The 17,793-nt window shown below is 69.8% G+C and carries 14 protein-coding genes, 1 tRNA gene and 1 pseudogene; 11 read left to right on the forward strand and 5 right to left on the reverse strand.

The genetic code is table 11. The features are described from left to right. Nucleotides 1–32 precede the first annotated feature (32 nt). Complete coding sequence (locus JGS22_RS17080; RefSeq protein WP_308405718.1) at nucleotides 33–416, forward strand: peptidase inhibitor family I36 protein; 384 nt, start codon at nucleotides 33–35, stop codon at nucleotides 414–416. A 257-nt stretch (nucleotides 417–673) separates the two neighbouring features. Here JGS22_RS17080 and aceE read toward each other — a convergent pair whose 3' ends face one another. After that, entirely contained in the window at nucleotides 674–3,406 is a 2,733-nt protein-coding gene (gene aceE / locus JGS22_RS17085) for a pyruvate dehydrogenase (acetyl-transferring), homodimeric type (protein WP_211041985.1), read from the reverse strand. Nucleotides 3,407–3,980: 574 nt separating this feature from the next. Here aceE and JGS22_RS17090 point away from each other — a divergent pair. The 6 genes from JGS22_RS17090 to JGS22_RS17115 all read left to right on the forward strand — a co-directional run bounded on the left by JGS22_RS17090 (nucleotide 3,981) and on the right by JGS22_RS17115 (nucleotide 8,802). Further along, complete coding sequence (locus JGS22_RS17090; RefSeq protein ID WP_211041986.1) at nucleotides 3,981–4,421, forward strand: DUF3052 domain-containing protein; 441 nt, start codon at nucleotides 3,981–3,983, stop codon at nucleotides 4,419–4,421. A 307-nt stretch (nucleotides 4,422–4,728) separates the two neighbouring features. Next, nucleotides 4,729–5,187 carry a peroxiredoxin gene (locus JGS22_RS17095; protein WP_211041987.1) on the forward strand — a complete coding sequence of 153 codons (459 nt, stop codon included), beginning with the start codon at nucleotides 4,729–4,731 and terminating at the stop codon, nucleotides 5,185–5,187. Between the two features lie 108 nt (nucleotides 5,188–5,295). Beyond that, nucleotides 5,296–5,871 carry a TerD family protein gene (locus JGS22_RS17100; protein WP_211041988.1) on the forward strand — a complete coding sequence of 192 codons (576 nt, stop codon included), beginning with the start codon at nucleotides 5,296–5,298 and terminating at the stop codon, nucleotides 5,869–5,871. Nucleotides 5,872–6,062: 191 nt separating this feature from the next. Continuing rightward, a complete protein-coding gene (locus JGS22_RS17105; RefSeq protein ID WP_211041989.1) occupies nucleotides 6,063–6,641 on the forward strand; it encodes a TerD family protein in 579 nt (192 codons plus the stop codon). Between the two features lie 87 nt (nucleotides 6,642–6,728). Then, nucleotides 6,729–7,874, forward strand: coding sequence for a DUF475 domain-containing protein (locus JGS22_RS17110; protein WP_211041990.1), 1,146 nt, complete (start codon nucleotides 6,729–6,731; stop codon nucleotides 7,872–7,874). 178 nt (nucleotides 7,875–8,052) lie between these two features. Then, nucleotides 8,053–8,802: a TerD family protein gene (locus tag JGS22_RS17115; protein ID WP_211041991.1), complete on the forward strand. Its 750-nt coding sequence runs from the start codon at nucleotides 8,053–8,055 to the stop codon at nucleotides 8,800–8,802. An 850-nt stretch (nucleotides 8,803–9,652) separates the two neighbouring features. Here the strand turns inward: JGS22_RS17115 and JGS22_RS26420 are convergent. Continuing rightward, nucleotides 9,653–10,120 (reverse strand): annotated as a pseudogene (locus JGS22_RS26420) (TerD family protein); the annotation flags it as partial. A gap of 248 nt (nucleotides 10,121–10,368) precedes the next feature. Here JGS22_RS26420 and JGS22_RS17125 point away from each other — a divergent pair. From JGS22_RS17125 to JGS22_RS17135, 3 genes are all read left to right on the forward strand, one after another. Then, nucleotides 10,369–11,538 carry an HpcH/HpaI aldolase/citrate lyase family protein gene (locus JGS22_RS17125; RefSeq protein WP_211042380.1) on the forward strand — a complete coding sequence of 390 codons (1,170 nt, stop codon included), beginning with the start codon at nucleotides 10,369–10,371 and terminating at the stop codon, nucleotides 11,536–11,538. A gap of 173 nt (nucleotides 11,539–11,711) precedes the next feature. Further along, nucleotides 11,712–14,096 (forward strand): phosphoribosyltransferase, encoded by a 2,385-nt coding sequence (locus JGS22_RS17130; RefSeq protein ID WP_236074056.1) that lies wholly within the window; start codon nucleotides 11,712–11,714, stop codon nucleotides 14,094–14,096. 59 nt (nucleotides 14,097–14,155) lie between these two features. Further along, nucleotides 14,156–15,007, forward strand: a complete 852-nt coding sequence (locus tag JGS22_RS17135) for an HAD family hydrolase (RefSeq protein WP_211042386.1) — start codon at nucleotides 14,156–14,158, stop codon at nucleotides 15,005–15,007. Here the strand turns inward: JGS22_RS17135 and JGS22_RS17140 are convergent. From JGS22_RS17140 to JGS22_RS17150, 3 genes are all read right to left on the reverse strand, one after another. After that, the gene (locus tag JGS22_RS17140; protein WP_211042382.1) at nucleotides 14,931–15,533 is read right to left on the reverse strand and encodes a DUF4383 domain-containing protein; all 603 of its coding nucleotides are present in this window, start codon (nucleotides 15,531–15,533) and stop codon (nucleotides 14,931–14,933) included. The genes JGS22_RS17135 and JGS22_RS17140 overlap by 77 nt on opposite strands. A 412-nt stretch (nucleotides 15,534–15,945) precedes the next feature. After that, nucleotides 15,946–16,167, reverse strand: coding sequence for an FmdB family zinc ribbon protein (locus JGS22_RS17145; RefSeq protein ID WP_211042383.1), 222 nt, complete (start codon nucleotides 16,165–16,167; stop codon nucleotides 15,946–15,948). A gap of 83 nt (nucleotides 16,168–16,250) precedes the next feature. Then, nucleotides 16,251–17,510, reverse strand: a complete 1,260-nt coding sequence (locus JGS22_RS17150) for a coiled-coil domain-containing protein (protein WP_211042384.1) — start codon at nucleotides 17,508–17,510, stop codon at nucleotides 16,251–16,253. A 112-nt stretch (nucleotides 17,511–17,622) separates the two neighbouring features. Here JGS22_RS17150 and JGS22_RS17155 point away from each other — a divergent pair. After that, nucleotides 17,623–17,694, forward strand: a tRNA-Val gene (locus JGS22_RS17155). Nucleotides 17,695–17,793: the final 99 nt, after the last annotated feature.

The raw sequence follows: 17,793 nt of genomic DNA on the forward strand, positions 1-17,793 counted from the left end.
GTTCGGTGCCTGCCCGCCGGCTGTCTGCACGAGTGCGTCGAAGCGGTGCTCGCCTCGGACGGCTGCTGGTGGTGATCGTGTGGACGATGGCGACCCTCTTCGCCCTGCCGGCCGTGGCACGCGCCGGTTCACCGCCGGTCGTGGAGTGCGCGGCGGGCGAGTTGTGTCTGTGGCCCCGGGCCGACTACGGCGGCCCGCGCACCCACCACGAGCTGCTCGGCCTCACCACCGAGGAGTGCACCCCCCTGCTTGAGGGGACGGCTGCCGGCTCGCTGGTGAACCGCACCGGCCGCCCGGTCACCGTCTATCAGAGCGCGGTGTGCGATACGACCGGCGATTTCAGTACCTATCCATCCGGGTCCTGGGTGCCCGAAGCGCCCTACGCCGTCCGTGCGTTCACCCTGTGGGAGCGCTGATGCGTCGCCCGGGTCCGCCCGTCGCCCGGTCTGCGTCCGCCGTCCCGTGCCGCCGCTCGGCGATGTACCACCGATTTGCGCACTTCAGCCTCCCCGTCAGTCGCCGGGGCTGCCCGGGGGGTTGTGGAGATCGCTCGAGCCGCCTGTGCGCTCGCCGCACGCGGCGAGCCGAGCTCGCGCAGCGGAGGGGCCCGGCCGCACCGCTCTCCGGGCGACCGGGCCCATTCCGTCTTCGCGCGCTGCTGCGGAGCGCCGTCTCAGGCGTCGCCGCCGGCCGGGCCGGGATCGGCAGCACCCACGTCGAGCAGCCGGTAGCGGTCGATCGCCTGCTTGGGCGAAGAGCGGTCGATCTGCCCTGCGCGGGCCAGCTCCGAGAGCACCCCGAGCACGATGGAGTGGGCGTCGATGTGGAAGTACCGGCGCGCTGCGCCCCGCGTGTCGGCGAAGCCGAAGCCGTCGGCGCCGAGGGACTGGTAGCTCCCCGGCACCCAGCGGGCGATCTGGTCGGGCACCGACCTCATCCAGTCCGACACCGCCACAACCGGCCCCTGCGCGTCCTCCAGTTTGCGCGTCACATAGGGCGTGCGCTGCTCCTCCTCCGGGCGCAGCAGATTGTGCTGCTCGGCCTCCACCGCATCGCGGCGCAGCTCGTTCCACGAGGTCGCCGACCAGACGTCGGCCTTGACGTTCCACTCGTCGGCAAGGATCTGCTGCGCCTCCAGAGCCCACGGCAGTGCGACGCCGGAGGCGAGGATCTGCGCGGGCAGTTCGCCGCCGCTGCCGGGCCGATAGCGGTGCAGCCCCTTCAGGATTCCCTCGACATCCACGTCCTCCGGCTCGGCGGGCTGCTGGGCCGGCTCGTTGTAGACCGTGAGGTAGTAGAAGACGTCCTCGGCGCTCTCGCCGTACATCCTGCGCAGGCCGTCCTTGACGATGTGCGCGATCTCGAAGCCGAAGGCGGGGTCGTAGGCGATGCAGGCCGGGTTGGTGGAGGCCAGCAACTGCGAGTGGCCGTCGGCGTGTTGCAGACCCTCTCCGGTGAGCGTCGTGCGCCCCGCGGTGGCACCGAGCACGAAGCCGCGCGCCAACTGGTCGGCCATCTGCCAGAACTGGTCGCCGGTCCGCTGGAAGCCGAACATCGAGTAGAAGACATAGATCGGGATCAGCGGCTCACCGTGTGTGGCGTGCGCGGAGCCCGCGGCGATCAGCGAGGCGGTGCAGCCAGCCTCGGAGATGCCGTCGTGCAGCATCTGGCCCTGCGGAGACTCGCGGTAGGCGAGCAGCAGCTCCCGGTCGACGGACTCGTACGTCTGACCCAGCGGGTTGTAGATCTTCGCCGACGGGAAGAAGGAGTCCATGCCGAAGGTGCGGTACTCGTCCGGCGCGATCAGCACGAAGCGTTTGCCGATCTCCTTGTCCCGCATCAGGTCCTTCAGCAGCCGTACGAAGGCCATCGTGGTGGCGATCTGCTGGGAGCCCGAGCCCTTGCGAATCGCCGCGTAGGTCTTCTCGCCCGGGAGCGCAAGCGGCTTGGAGCGGTCGACTCGGGTGGGCACATAGCCGCCGAGCTCCTGCCGGCGGTCGTGCATGTACTGGATCTCGTCGGAGTCGCGACCCGGGTGGTAGTAGGGCGGGACGCCGTCCTCGAGCGCCTTGTCGGGGATCGGCAGCCGCAGTCGGTCGCGGAAGCGCTTGAGGTCCTCGACCGTCAGCTTCTTCATCTGGTGGGTGGCGTTGCGGCCCTCGAAATTCGGCCCCAGGGTCCAGCCCTTGACGGTCTGCGCCAGGATCACCGTCGGCTGGCCCTTGTGCTCCTTGGCAGCCTTGTAGGCCGCGTAGACCTTGCGGTGGTCGTGGCCGCCCCGGCCCAGGTGCAGGATCTGCTCGTCGGTCATGTTCTCGACCATGGAGCGCAGCCGGCGGTCGCCGCCGAAGAAGTGGTCCCTGATGTACTCGCCGGTCTCGGTCGCGTAGGTCTGGAACTGCCCGTCCGGGGTGGCGTTGAGCTTGTTGACCAGGGCACCGTCACGGTCCTGGGCCAGCAGCGGGTCCCACGACCGGTCCCAGATCAGCTTGATCACGTTCCAGCCGGCACCGCGGAACACGGACTCCAGCTCCTGGATGACCTTGCCGTTGCCGCGTACCGGCCCGTCCAGCCGCTGCAGGTTGCAGTTGACGACGAAGGTGAGGTTGTCGAGGTTCTCCCGGGCGGCGATGGTCAGCTGACCCAGAGACTCGGGCTCGTCCATCTCGCCGTCGCCGAGGAATGCCCAGACGTGCGAGGCGGAGGTGTCGGCGATATCGCGGGCCGCCATGTAGCGGTTCATCCGAGCCTGGAAGATCGCACCGATCGGGCCGAGGCCCATGGACACTGTGGGGAACTCCCAGAAGTCCGGCATCGAGCGGGGGTGCGGATAGCTGGAAAGCCCGTGCGGTGCCTTGGACTTCTCCTGGCGGAAGCCGTCGAGGTTCTGCTCGGTGAGCCGGTCCAGCAGGAATGCGCGTGCGTAGATACCGGGCGAGGCGTGGCCCTGGAAGAAGACCTGGTCGCCGCCGTCCCCGCCGTCCTTGCCCCGGAAGAAGTGGTTGAAGCCCACGTCGTAGAGGGAGGCGGAGGAGGCGAAGGTCGCGATGTGCCCACCTACACCGATCCCCGGCCGCTGGGCCCTGGAGACCATCACCGCGGCGTTCCAGCGGGTGGCGTTGAGGACCTTGCGCTCGATCTCCTCATTGCCCGGGAAGTACGGTTCGGCGGCCGTGGCGATGGTGTTGACGTAGTCGGTGCTGCGCATCTCGGGCACGGCGACCCGCTGCTCGCGGGCGCGCTCGATGAGGCGCAGCATCAGGTAGCGGGCCCGCTCCCGGCCGCGTTCGTCCACCGCCGCGTCGAGCGACTCGAGCCATTCGGCGGTCTCTTCGGGGTCGAAGTCGGGGACCTGGCTGGGAAGGCCGCCAATGATGATCGGGGTGCGATCTGATCCGGAAGCCACGCTGTTCCTTTGCTGGTTGGTGGTGCTCTGCTGGTATCGCGCCGACTCCCATCGTGGACCGATGGGCCGCGTACGTCACCTTTACTCAGGGGTAACCGCAGGGGACGCTTCAATTCGCGCGGGCCGACCCTGCCGGGGCCTCGGGCCCGGTCGGAGGAAGCCTACGCGGGTGCCGGGAGAGCTCGTTGTGCGCGGCGGGGTGAAGGCCGTGCAGTGAATTGCGTACGCGCTTACGGAGAAGGGCGCGGAGAGCCCGGTTCGCTCGCTTCTCGGGCAGCTTCGGTGCGGAGGGTCGGAATTAAGGGCACCTGTCAACTCCGCTGGGTGCGGAGTTCGTTACCGAAAGCTTTTTACTCTTCCGTGAACGTATTTCTCCGGCAGCGGTCGCCGAGGTGTGTGCGCAGCGCCTCCGGGCGGCCGGGGAGAGGTGCGTCCGGCCCGGTCAGGCTGCCGGGTACTTGCGCGATTCGCCTGGCACGTGTGGACTACGGCGAAGCACTATGCGTTCTCGCGGGAGATCTCGCGCTTACGCAAGGGCACAGGTACTTTCGCAAACATGAGTAGGAGGCAATCCGTGAGCGCGACCGCGGACCACGCGGAGGAGCGGACCAACCCCGCCGTGAGGCTGGGGATCCAGCCCGGACAGGTGGTCCAGGAGCTCGGCTACGACGACGACACCGAGCAGGCACTTCGTGAGGGAATCGAGGCCATCTCCGGCAACGAGCTGGTGGATGAGGACTACGACGACCTCGCCGATGCTGTAGTCCTGTGGTTCCGAGAGGACGACGGCGACCTGACGGACGCGCTGGTGGACGCCATCTCGCTGGTGGACGACGGGTCCCCGATCTGGCTGATGACTCCCAAGACGGGCCGTGACGGCTTCGTCGTGGCGAGCGAGATCGGTGAGGCCGCCCAGACGGCCGGACTCCAGCAGACGAAGCCGTTCAACGTCGGCAAGGACTGGACCGGCAGCCGTCTGGTCACGCCCAACGCGAGCCGTTCGGGCAAGAGCTGATCAGGCCGACAGGCCGGCCCTCCCGCCGGCGGATCGATCCTCGCCGAGCCCGTCGACTCGACGGAGCACCCGAGCTACCCACGTAGCGTGAGGATGACTGACCGAGCGTGCTCTCGCTCGCTCGTCCAGGCATCTCGTCGGCTCGGAGCACTCCCGTGAGTCCCGGAGTGCTCCGACGCCGCAGGCGTGCAGCCCGGACACACCGCAGCGCCCCCGAGTCCACCTCGGGGGCGCTCTGTGTCCCCGGGCGGCCCGGGCATAGGGTGGAGTCCGTCACTTTGGGCCGCTACGGGAGGGAACGCACTCGATGCAGGTCGAGGTTGGTACGAAGGCGCCGGACTTCGAACTGAGGAACCAGCACGGAGAATCGGTGTCGCTCTCGGGTTTCCGGGGCGAGAAGAACGTCGTTCTGCTCTTCTATCCGTTCGCTTTCACCGGGGTGTGCACCGGCGAGCTGTGCGCTCTGCGCGACGAGCTGCCGCACTTCGTGAACGAGGACGTCCAGCTGCTTGCGGTCTCGAACGACTCGCCCTTCTCGCTGCGTGTCTTCGCGGAGCAGGAGGGGTTCGACTACCCCCTGCTGTCCGACTTCTGGCCGCACGGGCGGGTGTCGCGCGAGTACGGCGTTTTCGACGAGGAGAAGGGCTGCGCGGTGCGCGGCACCTTCATCCTCGACAAGGAGGGGGTCGTGCGCTGGACCGTCATCAACGGGCTGCCGGACGCGCGTGACCTGAACGAGTACGTACAGGCGCTCAAGAGCCTGTAGGGCCTGAGTGCGAGCGGGAACCGATCACTAGGATCGATTCGTTACCACCACAGGCATCCGTGAACGGGGGCACGCAGTGCTCCGCATCTCGATCTACTAGGAGGACTCGTGGGAGTCAGCCTCAGCAAGGGCGGCAACGTCTCGCTGACCAAGGAAGCCCCGAACCTGACCGCCGTGCTGGTCGGTCTCGGATGGGACGCCCGCACCACTACCGGTGCCGACTTCGACCTGGACGCCAGTGCGCTGCTCACCAACGCCACCGGCAAGGTCGCGAACGACCAGAGCTTCGTCTTCTTCAACAACCTGAAGAGCCCCGACGGTTCCGTCGAACACACCGGTGACAACATCACCGGTGAGGGCGACGGGGACGACGAGGCGATCAAGGTCAACCTCGCCGGTGTGCCGGCCGAGGTGGAGAAGATCGTCTTCCCGGTCTCCATCTACGAGGCCGAGACCCGCCAGCAGAGCTTCGGCCAGGTCCGCAACGCCTACATTCGCGTGGTCAACCAGGCCGACGGGAACGAGCTGGCCCGTTACGACCTCACCGAGGACGCCTCCACCGAGACGGCCATGGTCTTCGGTGAGCTCTACCGGCACGGTGCTGAGTGGAAGTTCCGCGCCATCGGCCAGGGCTACGCCTCCGGCCTGCGCGGCATCGCCCAGGACTTCGGCGTCAACGTCTGACCGACGCACGGAGCCCGGGCCGGCATCCGCCCGGGCCGGCATCCGCGGCGCGTGAGCGTCGTATCGACGCCTGCGCCCGCGCCACGGCTTCCCGGCGCCGCACACCTCCTGAAGCGGTAGGTGTGCGGCGCCGGGTGATGTGACGTACAACCAACTGATCGCGGCAACACCGGGGAGAGGAAGCAGCAGAGATGGGTGTCACGCTCGCCAAGGGGGGCAATGTCTCTCTTTCCAAGGCCGCGCCGAATCTGACGCAGGTCCAGGTCGGTCTCGGCTGGCAGTCCCGTGCCACCACAGGCGCGGATTTCGACCTGGACGCGAGTGCACTGCTGTGCGCCGGCGGCCGGGTGCTGGGCGACGAGTACTTCGTCTTCTACAACAACCTGAAGAGTCCCGAGGGCTCGGTCGAGCACACCGGTGACGAGCTGGTGGGCGGCACCGGCGGGGGGGACGACGAGACGATGCTGGTCGATCTCACTCTGGTGCCCCAGCAGGTGGACAAGATCGTCTTTCCGGTCTCCATCCACGACGCGGACGCCAGGCGTCAGACGTTCGGACAGGTCACCAGCGCCTACATTCGCGTGCTGGACCAGGCAGACGGGAACGAGCTGGCCCGCTACGACCTCACCGAGGACGCCTCCAGCGAGACCGCGATGATCTTCGGCGAGCTCTACCGCTACAACGGCGAGTGGAAGTTTCGTGCAGTGGGGCAGGGGTACGCGTCGGGGCTTCGCGGTATCGCCCTAGACTTCGGAGTCAACGTCTCGTGAAGCGCGCGTCGTTGACGACCTGAAGCGGCCCGCCGTTCCGGCGGTACGAGCGCGCGGGGGATCTCGATGAGAGAGATTGGGTAACCAGTGGTTCTGAGAACCTTCGGCTGGTCCTTCGGCGTCACCGCCGCTGGCTTGGCCATCGCAGCATACTTCTGGGGGTGGGAGGGCTTCGCCATCGTGGCGATCCTCTCCATCCTGGAAATCTCGTTGTCCTTCGACAACGCCGTGGTCAACGCCGGTGTGCTGAAGAAGATGAATGCCTTCTGGCAGAAGATCTTCCTCACCATCGGAATTCTGATCGCAGTCTTCGGTATGCGTCTGGTGTTCCCCGTCGCGATCGTGGCGATCAGTGCCCAGCTGGGCCCGATCGAGGCCGTTGAGCTGGCGATGAACGACGCGGAAACCTACGAGCAGATGGTGACGGACGCTCACCCGGGCATCGCCGCCTTCGGCGGCATGTTCCTGCTCATGATCTTCCTGAACTTCCTCTTCGAGGAGCGGGAGCACAAGTGGCTGCCGTGGGTCGAGCGCCCGCTCGCCCGGCTCGGCGGCGTCGACGGCCTCTCCGTCTGCCTGGCGCTCATCGCGCTGCTGGGCACCGCCGTGGTGATGGCGCCGGTCGCGCACCAGTACGGGGGGCATGAGGACAAGTCCGCGACGGTGATGCTGGCCGGTATCGCCGGACTGATCACCTACCTCCTGGTCAACGGTCTCTCCAGCCACTTCGAGGGCAAGCTCGAAGAGGAGGAGGAGCGTGAGCACGAGGCGGAGGAAGCCGCCCGCCGTTCCGGCAAGGAGCGCACTGCGGTGGGTGTTGCGGGCAAGGCGGCGTTCTTCCTCTTCCTCTACCTGGAAGTGCTGGACGCTTCGTTCTCCTTCGACGGTGTGATCGGTGCCTTCGCGGTCACCAACCACATCTTCTGGATGGCGCTCGGCCTCGGCATCGGCGCGATGTACGTGCGTTCGCTCACTGTCTACCTGGTGCGCGAGGGCACGCTGGACGACTACGTCTACCTCGAGCACGGCGCGCACTACGCGATCGGCGCACTCGCCACGATCCTGCTGGTCACGGTCCGTTGGGAGATCAGCGAGGTCATCACGGGTCTGCTCGGTGTCGTGCTGATCGGTCTGTCGTTCGCCTCCTCGCTCCGGTACAACAAGCTGCACCGGGGGGACGACGGGGGCGGCGGAGAAGCCCAGGAGAGAGCCAAAGTGACCTCGGACGTGTAGCTGCGCGTCTCGCTGTGTGAACACCGGGTAAAGCCGGGTGTAAAGACAGCCTCGAATGCGGAACCCTGTGTGCGGGGCGGCCGTCGACGGCGCTGGGAGGCATGATCCTCCCGGAGAGCCAACCGACGGCCGCCCCGCGGCAGTTGGGCATCCGGCGACGGGATTATTGGGGGCACACATGGTCTCTCTGTGGGAGCACTTTCGCACCGGTGGTGGGACCAGAGGGCAGAGCTTCGAGATGGTGGGCACCGGCTATGCCACCGAGCTGACCAAGCGCAATCCGTCCATGTCCCTCACAGCGCAGGGCGCCGACAGCGGGACGATGCGCGTCAACCTCAGCTGGCAGATGCGAATGCCCGACATGAACGAACGGCGGCGTCGGAAGGGCTCGTTGCGGCACCCGCTGCAGATGCTCAAGCCGGAGCCTGTGTCCGGTCACACCCAGGGCATGGTCAACGTCGACCTCGACCTCGCCTGCCTCTACGAGCTCAAGGACGGCCGCAAGGGGGTCGTCCAGCCGCTGGGTGATCTGCTCGGTGACCTCAACGAGCCTCCGTATCTCAAGCTCACCGGGGACGACCGTTTCGGCTCGGGCTCCGGGGAGACCCTCTACATCAACTGCGACCAGAGCGAACAGTTCAGTCGGCTGCTGATCTTCGTCTACGTCTACGACTCCACGCCCGCCTTCGAGCGCACCAACGCCATCGTCACGTTGGTGCCGAGCAACGGTCCGCAGGTGGAGGTCAAACTCACCGAGCGGGCACCGCAGGCTCGCTCCTGCGCCGTGATGCTGATCGAGAACAAGGGCGGCGAGCTCGTGGTACGGCGTGAAGTCCGTTATGTGTACGGCTTCCAGGCGGATCTGGACCGGCTCTACGGTTGGGGCATGACCTGGGGTCGCGGCTACAAGTCCACCGGCAAACGCTGACCTTCCGCAGTCGGGCGACCGAGGGACCTGTCGGCCGGGCGTCGCGCCGAAGCGACTGCCCGGCCGTACGCGCGTGCCCCGACCTCGTGCACCTACCGGCCGGGTGCACGAGGCGCGCGTGCCCCGACCTCGTGCACCCGGCCGGTAGGTGCACGAGGTCGGGGCACGCGCGGGCGGCCGGCGGCCGGCGAGCGGTTGGCGCACGGCGGGCCCGGCGGGGGGGGCGTGAGCGCCGGGTCGGGCTGCGGCGGATAGCCGTACGAGGGCGACGGCGGGGCGACGGCACCTGCCCCGTACGCGGGCACCGGGGGCATCCCGGGCGGTGGCGGCGGAAAGCCGTATCCGGGCGGCGCTGCCGCGACGGTGGCTGCGGTACGCCGGCCTGCGCGGGTCCCCGCGCAGGCCGGCGTACCGCAGCCACCGTCCGAGCCCGAGATCCCCGAGCCCGGACCGACGCCGGACCCCGCGCCCGAGCCGCCGCCCGCCCCGCCGATGCCCGACCGCGCCGCCGCCACCGCCCGGGATGCCCCCGGTGCCCGCGTACGGGGCAGGTGCCGTCGCCCCGCCGTCGCCCTCGTACGGCTATCCGCCGCAGCCCGACCCGGCGTTCACGCTTCCCCCGCAGGGCCCGCAGTTCGTCAACCGCTAGCCGGACGTCGGCCGCAGGCCCGCGGCGGGCACACGCCTGCGGCGGGTCGGCCGGGGGTGGTGCATGCGGTGACGGCGGCACCGAGCCGTCGGAGGAGAGGTCGAGGGGGCCGCCGCCCTCGCCGTCGTCGACCGAGACGCCGAAGGTCGTCGCGAGGCCGATCAGCCCGCTGGTGTACCCCTGGCCCAGCGCGCGAAACTTCCAGCTGCCGTCCCGGCGGTAGAGCTCGCCGCAGATCAGGGCAGTCTCCTCGCCCGTCTCCGGCACGATCTCGAAGCGGGTGATGGTCTCGCCGGTGCCGGAGTCGCGCAGCAACAGCAGCAGTCCGCCCGGGACTTCGGCGAAGGTGCCGCCGTCGGCCGAGGCGGCGAGCAGCACACGGTCCACCGAGGGGTCCAGGGCGGCGAGGTCGGCCTCGACCGTGTCTGTCAGCCCTTCGAGCTCGTGCGTCTTGGCCAGGTGCCGCACCAGCCCAGAGGGGTGTCGCGGCTGGTTGTAGAAGACGAAGTCGGCGTCGTCGCGCACGACGCTCTCGTGACCGAGCAGCAGGGCGGACGCGTCGATGTCCGGGGCGCCGGCGCCCGGTGTCCAACGCAGCACGGCGCGCACCGCGGTGGCGTACAGCTGGATGTTGGAGCCCTTGGTCATCAGGTGCGTCATGCCTGCCATCCTGCCTGCTCGCCCCGGAGACGACAACGCGCTCCCGACCCCGCATCGGTCCTTCGCACACCGTTCGCGGGAGCCCCGGCACGCACGTGCTGTTGGCGGTTCCCGGATTCCGGCCCTGTGACAGTCCAGTTACCCCATTTTCACCCGGACTTCCTCGTTCGTTCAAACGCACTGTCGGACATCGGTCTTACGATGGCCTGTTGGGTCGCGCAGGGAGTGGCCCGTGATGCACGTGAGACAGGAGCACCATGCGCCATTTCCGGCACATTGGGCCAGAATCCAGGCAACTGCTCTTCCATCGGGAGCCTGGGGAGTTCCACATGGACTCTCCCGCGAAGACCCTTTCCGTTGCTCTCGGAGCCACCCTCTACAGCCCGGCCAACCGTCCCCAGCTCGCCGCGGACATCCTCAAGCAGGCGGCCCGGCACGGCGTGGTCTCGATGGTCCTGTGCCTGGAGGACTCCATACCGGACGACCAGGTGGTCCCGGCCGAGGCGAATCTGGTGCGGCAGTTCGCCGAGTTGTACGACACCGCGTCCCCGGACAGCCTGCCGCTGCTCTTCGTACGGGTGCGGGAGGCGGAGCAGATCACCTCGCTCACCGCCCGCCTCGGCGAATCGGTGGCGCTGCTGTCGGGGTTCGTGGTGCCCAAGTTCACCGAGGAGCGCGGCGTTGCGTTCCTGGAGGCGCTGACCGCGGCCGAAAGCGCCTGCGGGAAGCGGCTGTTCGCGATGCCGGTGCTGGAGTCGCCCGAGCTGCTGTATCTGGAGTCCAGGGCCGAGACGCTGCACGGCATCGCGCGCGTCGCGGAGAAGTACCGGGACCGCATCCTGGCGCTGCGGCTGGGAGTGACGGACTTCTGCTCCGCCTACGCCCTGCGCCGCAGCCCCGACATGACGGCCTACGACGTCAAGTCCGTGACCGCGGTCATCTCCGATGTGGTGAATGTCTTCGGGCGCTCCGACGGCACCGGCTTCACCGTGACCGGACCGGTCTGGGAGTACTTCCGGCATCAGGAGCGGATGTTCAAACCGCAGCTGCGCCGCACCCCCTTCACCGGCCGGGGTGCGGACGAGCTGCGCGCAGACCTGATCGCACAGGACATGGACGGGCTGCTCCGGGAGATCCAGCTGGACCGGGTGAACGGTCTCCAGGGGAAGACCTGCATCCACCCCAGCCATGTGGCGCCGGTGCACGCGCTGTCGGTTGTCAGCCACGAGGAGTTCAGCGACGCCACTGATGTGCTGAGCCCCGAGTGCACCGGGGGCGGGGTCGTGCGCTCCTCCTACACCAACAAGATGAATGAGGTGAAGCCCCACCGGGCCTGGGCAGAAAGGACTCTGCTGAGGGCCGAGGTGTTCGGGGTCGCGCGTGAGGGCGTGGACTTCGTCGACCTGCTGGGGGCGAGCCTGGCATGAACGATTTCAGGACAACAGATCAGGCGAACGGTGTGAACGACTCCTCCGGCACGACCCCGTCACCCGGCGACCCCGGCCGTCCCACCGCCGGTGCGACGACCACGTCCGCGACCGGCGTCCACGCCGCGCCCACCGCCGGCGAACCGTGGAGCGGCCAGTGGGTCACCGACCGACTGGACGTCCGCCTGGAGGGGGAGGGGATCAACGATCTGCTCGGTCTCGCCCTGCGTCGCAACCCCCGGCGCGCCCATCTGCTGGTCTCGCGGGTGCTCGGCAAGCACGTCCCCCAGTGCCCGGACCTGATCTACGGCACCGGGCTCGGACTTGGCGTACGGGTGCGCGAGTTGCTCGGCCACCGGGAGGCCGCGCGCGCGGTGGTGCTCGGCTACGCGGAGACCGCCACCGGCCTCGGCCACTGCGTCGCGGACGGCATGGGCAGCGCCCCCTGTCTGCACTCCACACGCAGGCCGGTGCCCGGGGCGCGCTCCGCGGGAGGCTTCGAGGAGGAGCACTCCCACCACACCTCCCACCTCCTGCTGCCGCAGGACCCCGAGCTGCTGACCGGCGACGGCCCGCTGGTGCTCGTGGACGACGAGCTCTCCACCGGCCGCACCATTCGCAACACCATCGCCGCACTGCACGCGGTACGCCCCCGCGAGCGGTATGTGATCGTCGCGCTGGTGGACATGCGCGCCGCCGAGGACCGTGCCGCACTGGAGAAGTTCGCCGCCGAACTGGGCGCCCGCGTCGACGTGGTGGCCCTGGCCCGCGGCTCCGTCGCGCTCCCGCCCGGAGTGCTGGAACGCGGCCGGGAGCTGGTCGCCGCACACGAGAGCGCCGACCGGCCCGGACCGACGCAGCCGAGCCCTGCCACCCCCGAACGCGTCGAACTGCACTGGCCGTTCGGCCTTCCCGACGGCGGCCGGCACGGCTTCACCCCCGCCCACCGGGTCCGGCTGGAGGCAGCGCTGCCCGCCATGGCCGACCGGCTCGCCGCGGCGATCCCGACCGACGCGCGACGCGTACTGGTGCTGGGCAGCGAGGAGTTGATGTACGCGCCGCTGCGGCTCGCCGACGCTCTCACCGGAGTGGTCGACGCCGAGGTGCGGTACTCCACCACCACCCGTTCCCCGGTGCTTCCGGTCGACGATCCCGGCTACGCGATCCGCACCAGGCTCACCTTCCCCGCGCACGACAACCCGGCCGACGGCCCGGGACCGCGCTACGCGTACAACGTCCACCGCACCGACGGACCCGGCTTCGACGCGATCGTCGCCGTCACCGACTCCACCGGCGACACGGCCGAGCTCCACGCGCCCGACGGGCTGCTGGCCCGGCTCGCGGAGCACACTCCGCGGCTGTTGCTCGCCGTGCTGCCCTCCCGGCTCCCGCTGCCCCAGCCGCTGGGCGGCCCCGACTTCTCCTCCTACGACGCACCGGAGTGCCGCTGGCTGCTCCAGGACCTCTCGGACGTCACGCTGGAGGCGCCGACCGAGGAGCGCGAGGAGGCGATCCAGAGCGGTGGCGCCCACTACGCCGAGTCGCTCCCGGTCGAGTACCAACCCAGCCAGGAGTACCAGCAGCTCTTCCACAGCGCACTCGACGGTTCCGCACGCCGGGTCGCGCACGCCGTCGGCACCGTCACCGAGACCGTGCTCGCCGAGCATCTGGCGAAGGTCGGCGCGACCGCGCGCGCCGCCGGTCGGCTGCCCGTGCTGGTCTCGCTGGCCAGGGCAGGCACCCCGGTCGGTGTGCTGATGCGCCGCTGGGCGCACCGCCGGCACGGCCTCACACTGCCGCACTACGCCCTTTCCATCGTGCGCGGACGCGGTATCGACACCACCGCCCTGCGCTGGTTGGCCACTCACCACCACCCGGAGGACGTGGTCTTCGTCGACGGCTGGACGGGCAAGGGTGCGATCACCACCGAGCTCGCCGAGGCGCTGGCGCCCCACCCTGAGTTCGACCCGCGTCTCGCAGTGCTCGCCGACCCCGGCTCCTGCGTGCGCACCTACGGCACTCGCGAGGACTTCCTCATCCCCTCCGCCTGCCTCAACTCCACGGTCTCCGGGCTGATCTCCCGGACGGTGCTCCGCGCCGACCTCGTCGGTGAGGGCGACTTCCACGGCGGGAAGTTCTATCGGGAGCTGGCGGACGCCGACCTCTCGCAGCACTTCCTGGACTCGATCTGCGCACACTTCGAGGACACCTTCGAATCGTCCCGTGCCGAATCGGCCGCGCTGCTGGCCGCCGACCGCACACCCACCTGGGAGGGCTGGCGCGCGGTGGAGCGGATCAGCCGCGAGTACGGCATCGGCGACGTCAACCTCGTCAAGCCGGGCGTCGGCGAGACCACCCGCGTGCTGTTGCGCCGGGTGCCGTGGCGCATACTCGCCCGCCGCGGCGCGGGGGCGGACCTCGACCACGTACGGCTGCTCGCCGAGCAGCGCGGCGTCCCCGTCGAGGAGGTCGACGAACTCCCGTACAGCTGCGTCGGAATCATCCACCCCCGCTACACCAGGGGCGCCACCGGCGCCGACGGAAAGGCCGCCTCGTGAGCACACCGATCCCTCCGACCGAGCCCCGTTCGCGGCCCCACCCCGAGCCCCGGCCCACGGTGCCGGCACCGACGCCCACCGCCGGTTCCCCGGTCGCCGGGGGACGCCACACACTGTTCGCCAGCGACCTGGACCGCACCCTCATCTACTCCGCCGCGGCGCTCGGCCTCACCGTGCCGGACGCACAGGCGCCGCGGCTGCTCTGTGTGGAGGTCTACGAATCCCGCCCGCTCTCGTACATGACCGAGACCGCCGCCCGCACGCTGGTGGAGGTCGCTGGTCGCACCGACTTCGTCCCCGCGACCACCCGCACCCGGGAGCAGTACGCTCGGGTCCGTCTTCCGGGCCCACCACCGCGGTTCGCGATCTGCGCCAACGGCGGCCACCTGCTCGTCGACGGCGAGAGCGACCGGGACTGGCACCGTGAGGTACGGCGTTCGCTCTCGCGGGACTGCGCTCCGCTGGAGGAGGTGCGCGCGCATCTCCGGCGCACCTGTGACGAACGGTGGCTGCTCAAGGACCGGGTCGCCGAGGATCTCTTCGCCTACCTGGTGGTCGACCGCGAGCAACTGCCGCCGAACTGGGTGAAGGAGCTGGCCGTCTGGGCCGGGCCCCGCGGCTGGTCCGTCTCCTTGCAGGGCCGCAAGATCTACGCCGTACCCGCCCCGCTCACCAAGAGTGCGGCGCTGCGGGAGGTGGCCCGCAGAACGGGCGCGGAGACCGTCGCCGCTGCCGGGGACTCGCTGCTGGACGCCGATCTGCTGGACGCCGCCGACCTCGGCTGGCGTCCCGGACACGGTGAACTCGCCGACTGCGGCTGGCAGTCCGAGCACATCACCGCTCTGGACGTCCGCGGAGTACACGCGGGGGAGAGGATCCTGGCCGAGGCGCTGCGTACTGCTGCCGGCTGAACGCGTACGCGCGGCGCTCCCGCTCGGCCTGCTCGGGGTGGCGGGCGCGCCAGTACGGGTTGCTGTGGTCGAGTCCGCCGGAGACTCGGCCGTACATCCCGAAGATCAGCAGCAGCAGCCCCACGGCGAAGCTGAACAGCACGTTCTGCAGCCCGAAGTTGAGGACGTTGGCGCTCGTCTCCAGCAGTGCCAGGTTGACGAAGCCGCTGAGCAGAAAGCCGATGCCGAGCACGATGTCGAGAGTGGAGGCGAAGTTCCCGCCGCGCACCGCTCCGATCAGGAGCAGCAGCCCGACGGCGACCGACAGCACGCTGAGCGCTCCGTTGGTACTGAGCCCGCCGACGGAATCGTCGCCGGTGCTGAAGAAACCGATCCGGTCGACCAGACCGAGGACGCCGAACGTCAGCAGGACCAGGCCGACGAGCGCGGAGCCGAAGCGATACACCCGACTCAGACCGTTGTCGACCGGCAGGTGCTCGTCCAGCTGGATGTTCAGTTGCCGCCGAAGGGGCTGGGCGAACGCCATGGCTGCCTCCTCGCCGTGGAAGTCAGGGCTCTCCCAGCATCGGCGCCCGCCGCCACGAGGACAAACGCAGTCCGATGACCTGCATCTCCGGCCGGATGCGGTCGGCAGAAGAGCGGGCAGACCAGGCCGGAGAGTCCTGACGCGCGGGACGGACGCGCGGGACGGACGGCCGGATGTAGGGCCCGGTGACAGGCCGGGGCCACGCCGGCCGGACGGCCCCGATACAGGTGGGCCGGAGACAGGCCGGAGACAGGCCGGAGACAGGCCGGAGACAGGCCGGACCGAGAGGGCCGACGGGCCGGCGGGTCAGGGCTTCAGCGGGCCGGAGGCCGGGGTGCGCTCCGACTGCCCGGGGCGCACCCCGGCCGGTGGTCGCAGGACCGGCCCCGCCGTCGACGGGTCGGGCAGCGGGTCAGCCGCAGCAGCCGCCACCGCAGCAGCCGCCTCCACCGCCGGACGCTGCGGCGGGCGCAGGCGCGCCGGCAGCCGAACCGCCGACGGCCACCGCGGACAGCAGTTTGACCGTGTCCTCGTGTCCCTCCGGGCAGTTGGCGGGCGCGCCGGACTCGGCCATCGGCCGGCTCAACTCGAAGACGGCAGCGCACTCGCGGCAGCGGTACTCGTATCTCGGCATAGCGGGCAGGATAGCCCGCCCCGACCGGCCCGCCGCACGCAGCCGCCGCCCCGCCGCTCGTCGGCCGCGTGGGGCCACCACAGTCAGTCGCCCGCGCGGGACTCGCGGATGTTCTGGACCACCGAGCCGACCGTCTCCTTGATCGCGTCCAACTCGACCAGGAACTGCCAGTAGTCGGGGTGACGGCCACCCGTGTCCAGCGCCGCCACCGCCCGTTCCAGCCGCTCCACCGAACTGTCCAGCGGACCGGCGTGCCGAGGCTCGGGGGTGCTCCGCCCGGCCATCGCCAGTCGCTGGGCGTCCCTGATTGCGAACCTGACCTGCTCGGTCTCCTTGTCCCGGCTGAACGAGACCTCGTTGAGCCGCTGGAGCCGCTCGCCGGCGGCGGCCACCGCGTCGTCGGCGGTGGCCAACACCGCACGTACGGACGCCAGCAGGTCGCCGGCGTCTCCCCAGCGCTGCTCCTGCCGTGCGCGCTGGGCGTCCCGCAGCTTCTCCTCCGCCTGCCGGGACGCTCGCTGCGCCTGCTCCGGCACCTGCTGGAGGTCCTGCCAGCACGCGGCGCTGAAACGACGGCGCAGCTCGCTGAGTACCGGATCGACCTTCTCCGCGCGGTTGGCCAGCGCCTGGGCCCGGGTGCGCAGCGAGGCCAGCCGGCGATCCAGCTCGACGGCCTGTTCGGGCAGCCGCCTCGCCTCCTCGGCCAGCGCCTCTGCCTGCCGCTGCACCTGTTCGGCACGTTGGATCGTGGGGCGTACGCCGTGCTGCCCGGCGCCCTGGTTCAGCTTGGTCAGCTCCGGCCCGAGCTGAGCGAGCCGCGCGGCCAACTCGTCGGAGTTCAGGCCGGCGGCGCGTACCCCGTCCAGCGCCTGGGTGGCGGCGAGCAGCGCCTGGCGTCCGCGCTCGACCGCGGGGGCGACCTGGGCGAGCTGGCTCTCGGCGTGCTCCAGCAGCCCGCCGATGCTGTGGGCGAAGCGGCTGAGGTCGGTCCTGGTCTGCTCCAGCTGGCCCTTGACCCGGTTCAGATCGTGCAGAGCCCGGGAGGCGGCGGCGGAGTCCAGGCCGTCCCGGTCGAGATCGTGCGCGTCGACGACGTTGATGTAGTCGTGGCTGTTCGCGTCGATCCGCTCGCCGAAGGCCGCGAAATCGGCCCCGGCCTTGCGGGCCGGCGGCGAGTTGTCGACCGCCGTGATGGTCTCGATGGAGATCCGCAGATCGCGCTGAGCCGTGTCCAGCTCGTAGAACGCTGCCGCGGCAGCGTCCTTCGCGGCCTGCGCGTCCTCCCGCAGACCTTCCACCCGCCCGCTGCCGAAGCCCCAGCGCCTGGCACCGCCCCCACTCATCCCTGTCACGCAATCCTCTCCCGTGCGACGCCCCTGAAGCCGAAGGTCATTGTCCCATCCCTGCGGCCAAGTCGGAGGGGCCCGGTGCGGTACGCTGTCAGCGCATTCGCAGGGGCGCATAGCTCAGCGGTAGAGCGCTTGCCTTACAAGCAAGATGTCACTGGTTCGATCCCAGTTGTGCCCACTCCAGAACTCCTGATCAAGGGCCCGTCGCAGGTGAGCGACGGGCCTTCGGTGTTTCCGGGGGCGGGGCGAGTGGCCGGTCGTCGCCGTTTCCGGGGAG

It is taken from the genome of Streptomyces tardus (assembly GCF_018101125.2).
In the GTDB taxonomy this organism is placed as follows: Bacteria; Actinomycetota; Actinomycetes; order Streptomycetales; family Streptomycetaceae; genus Streptomyces; species Streptomyces tardus.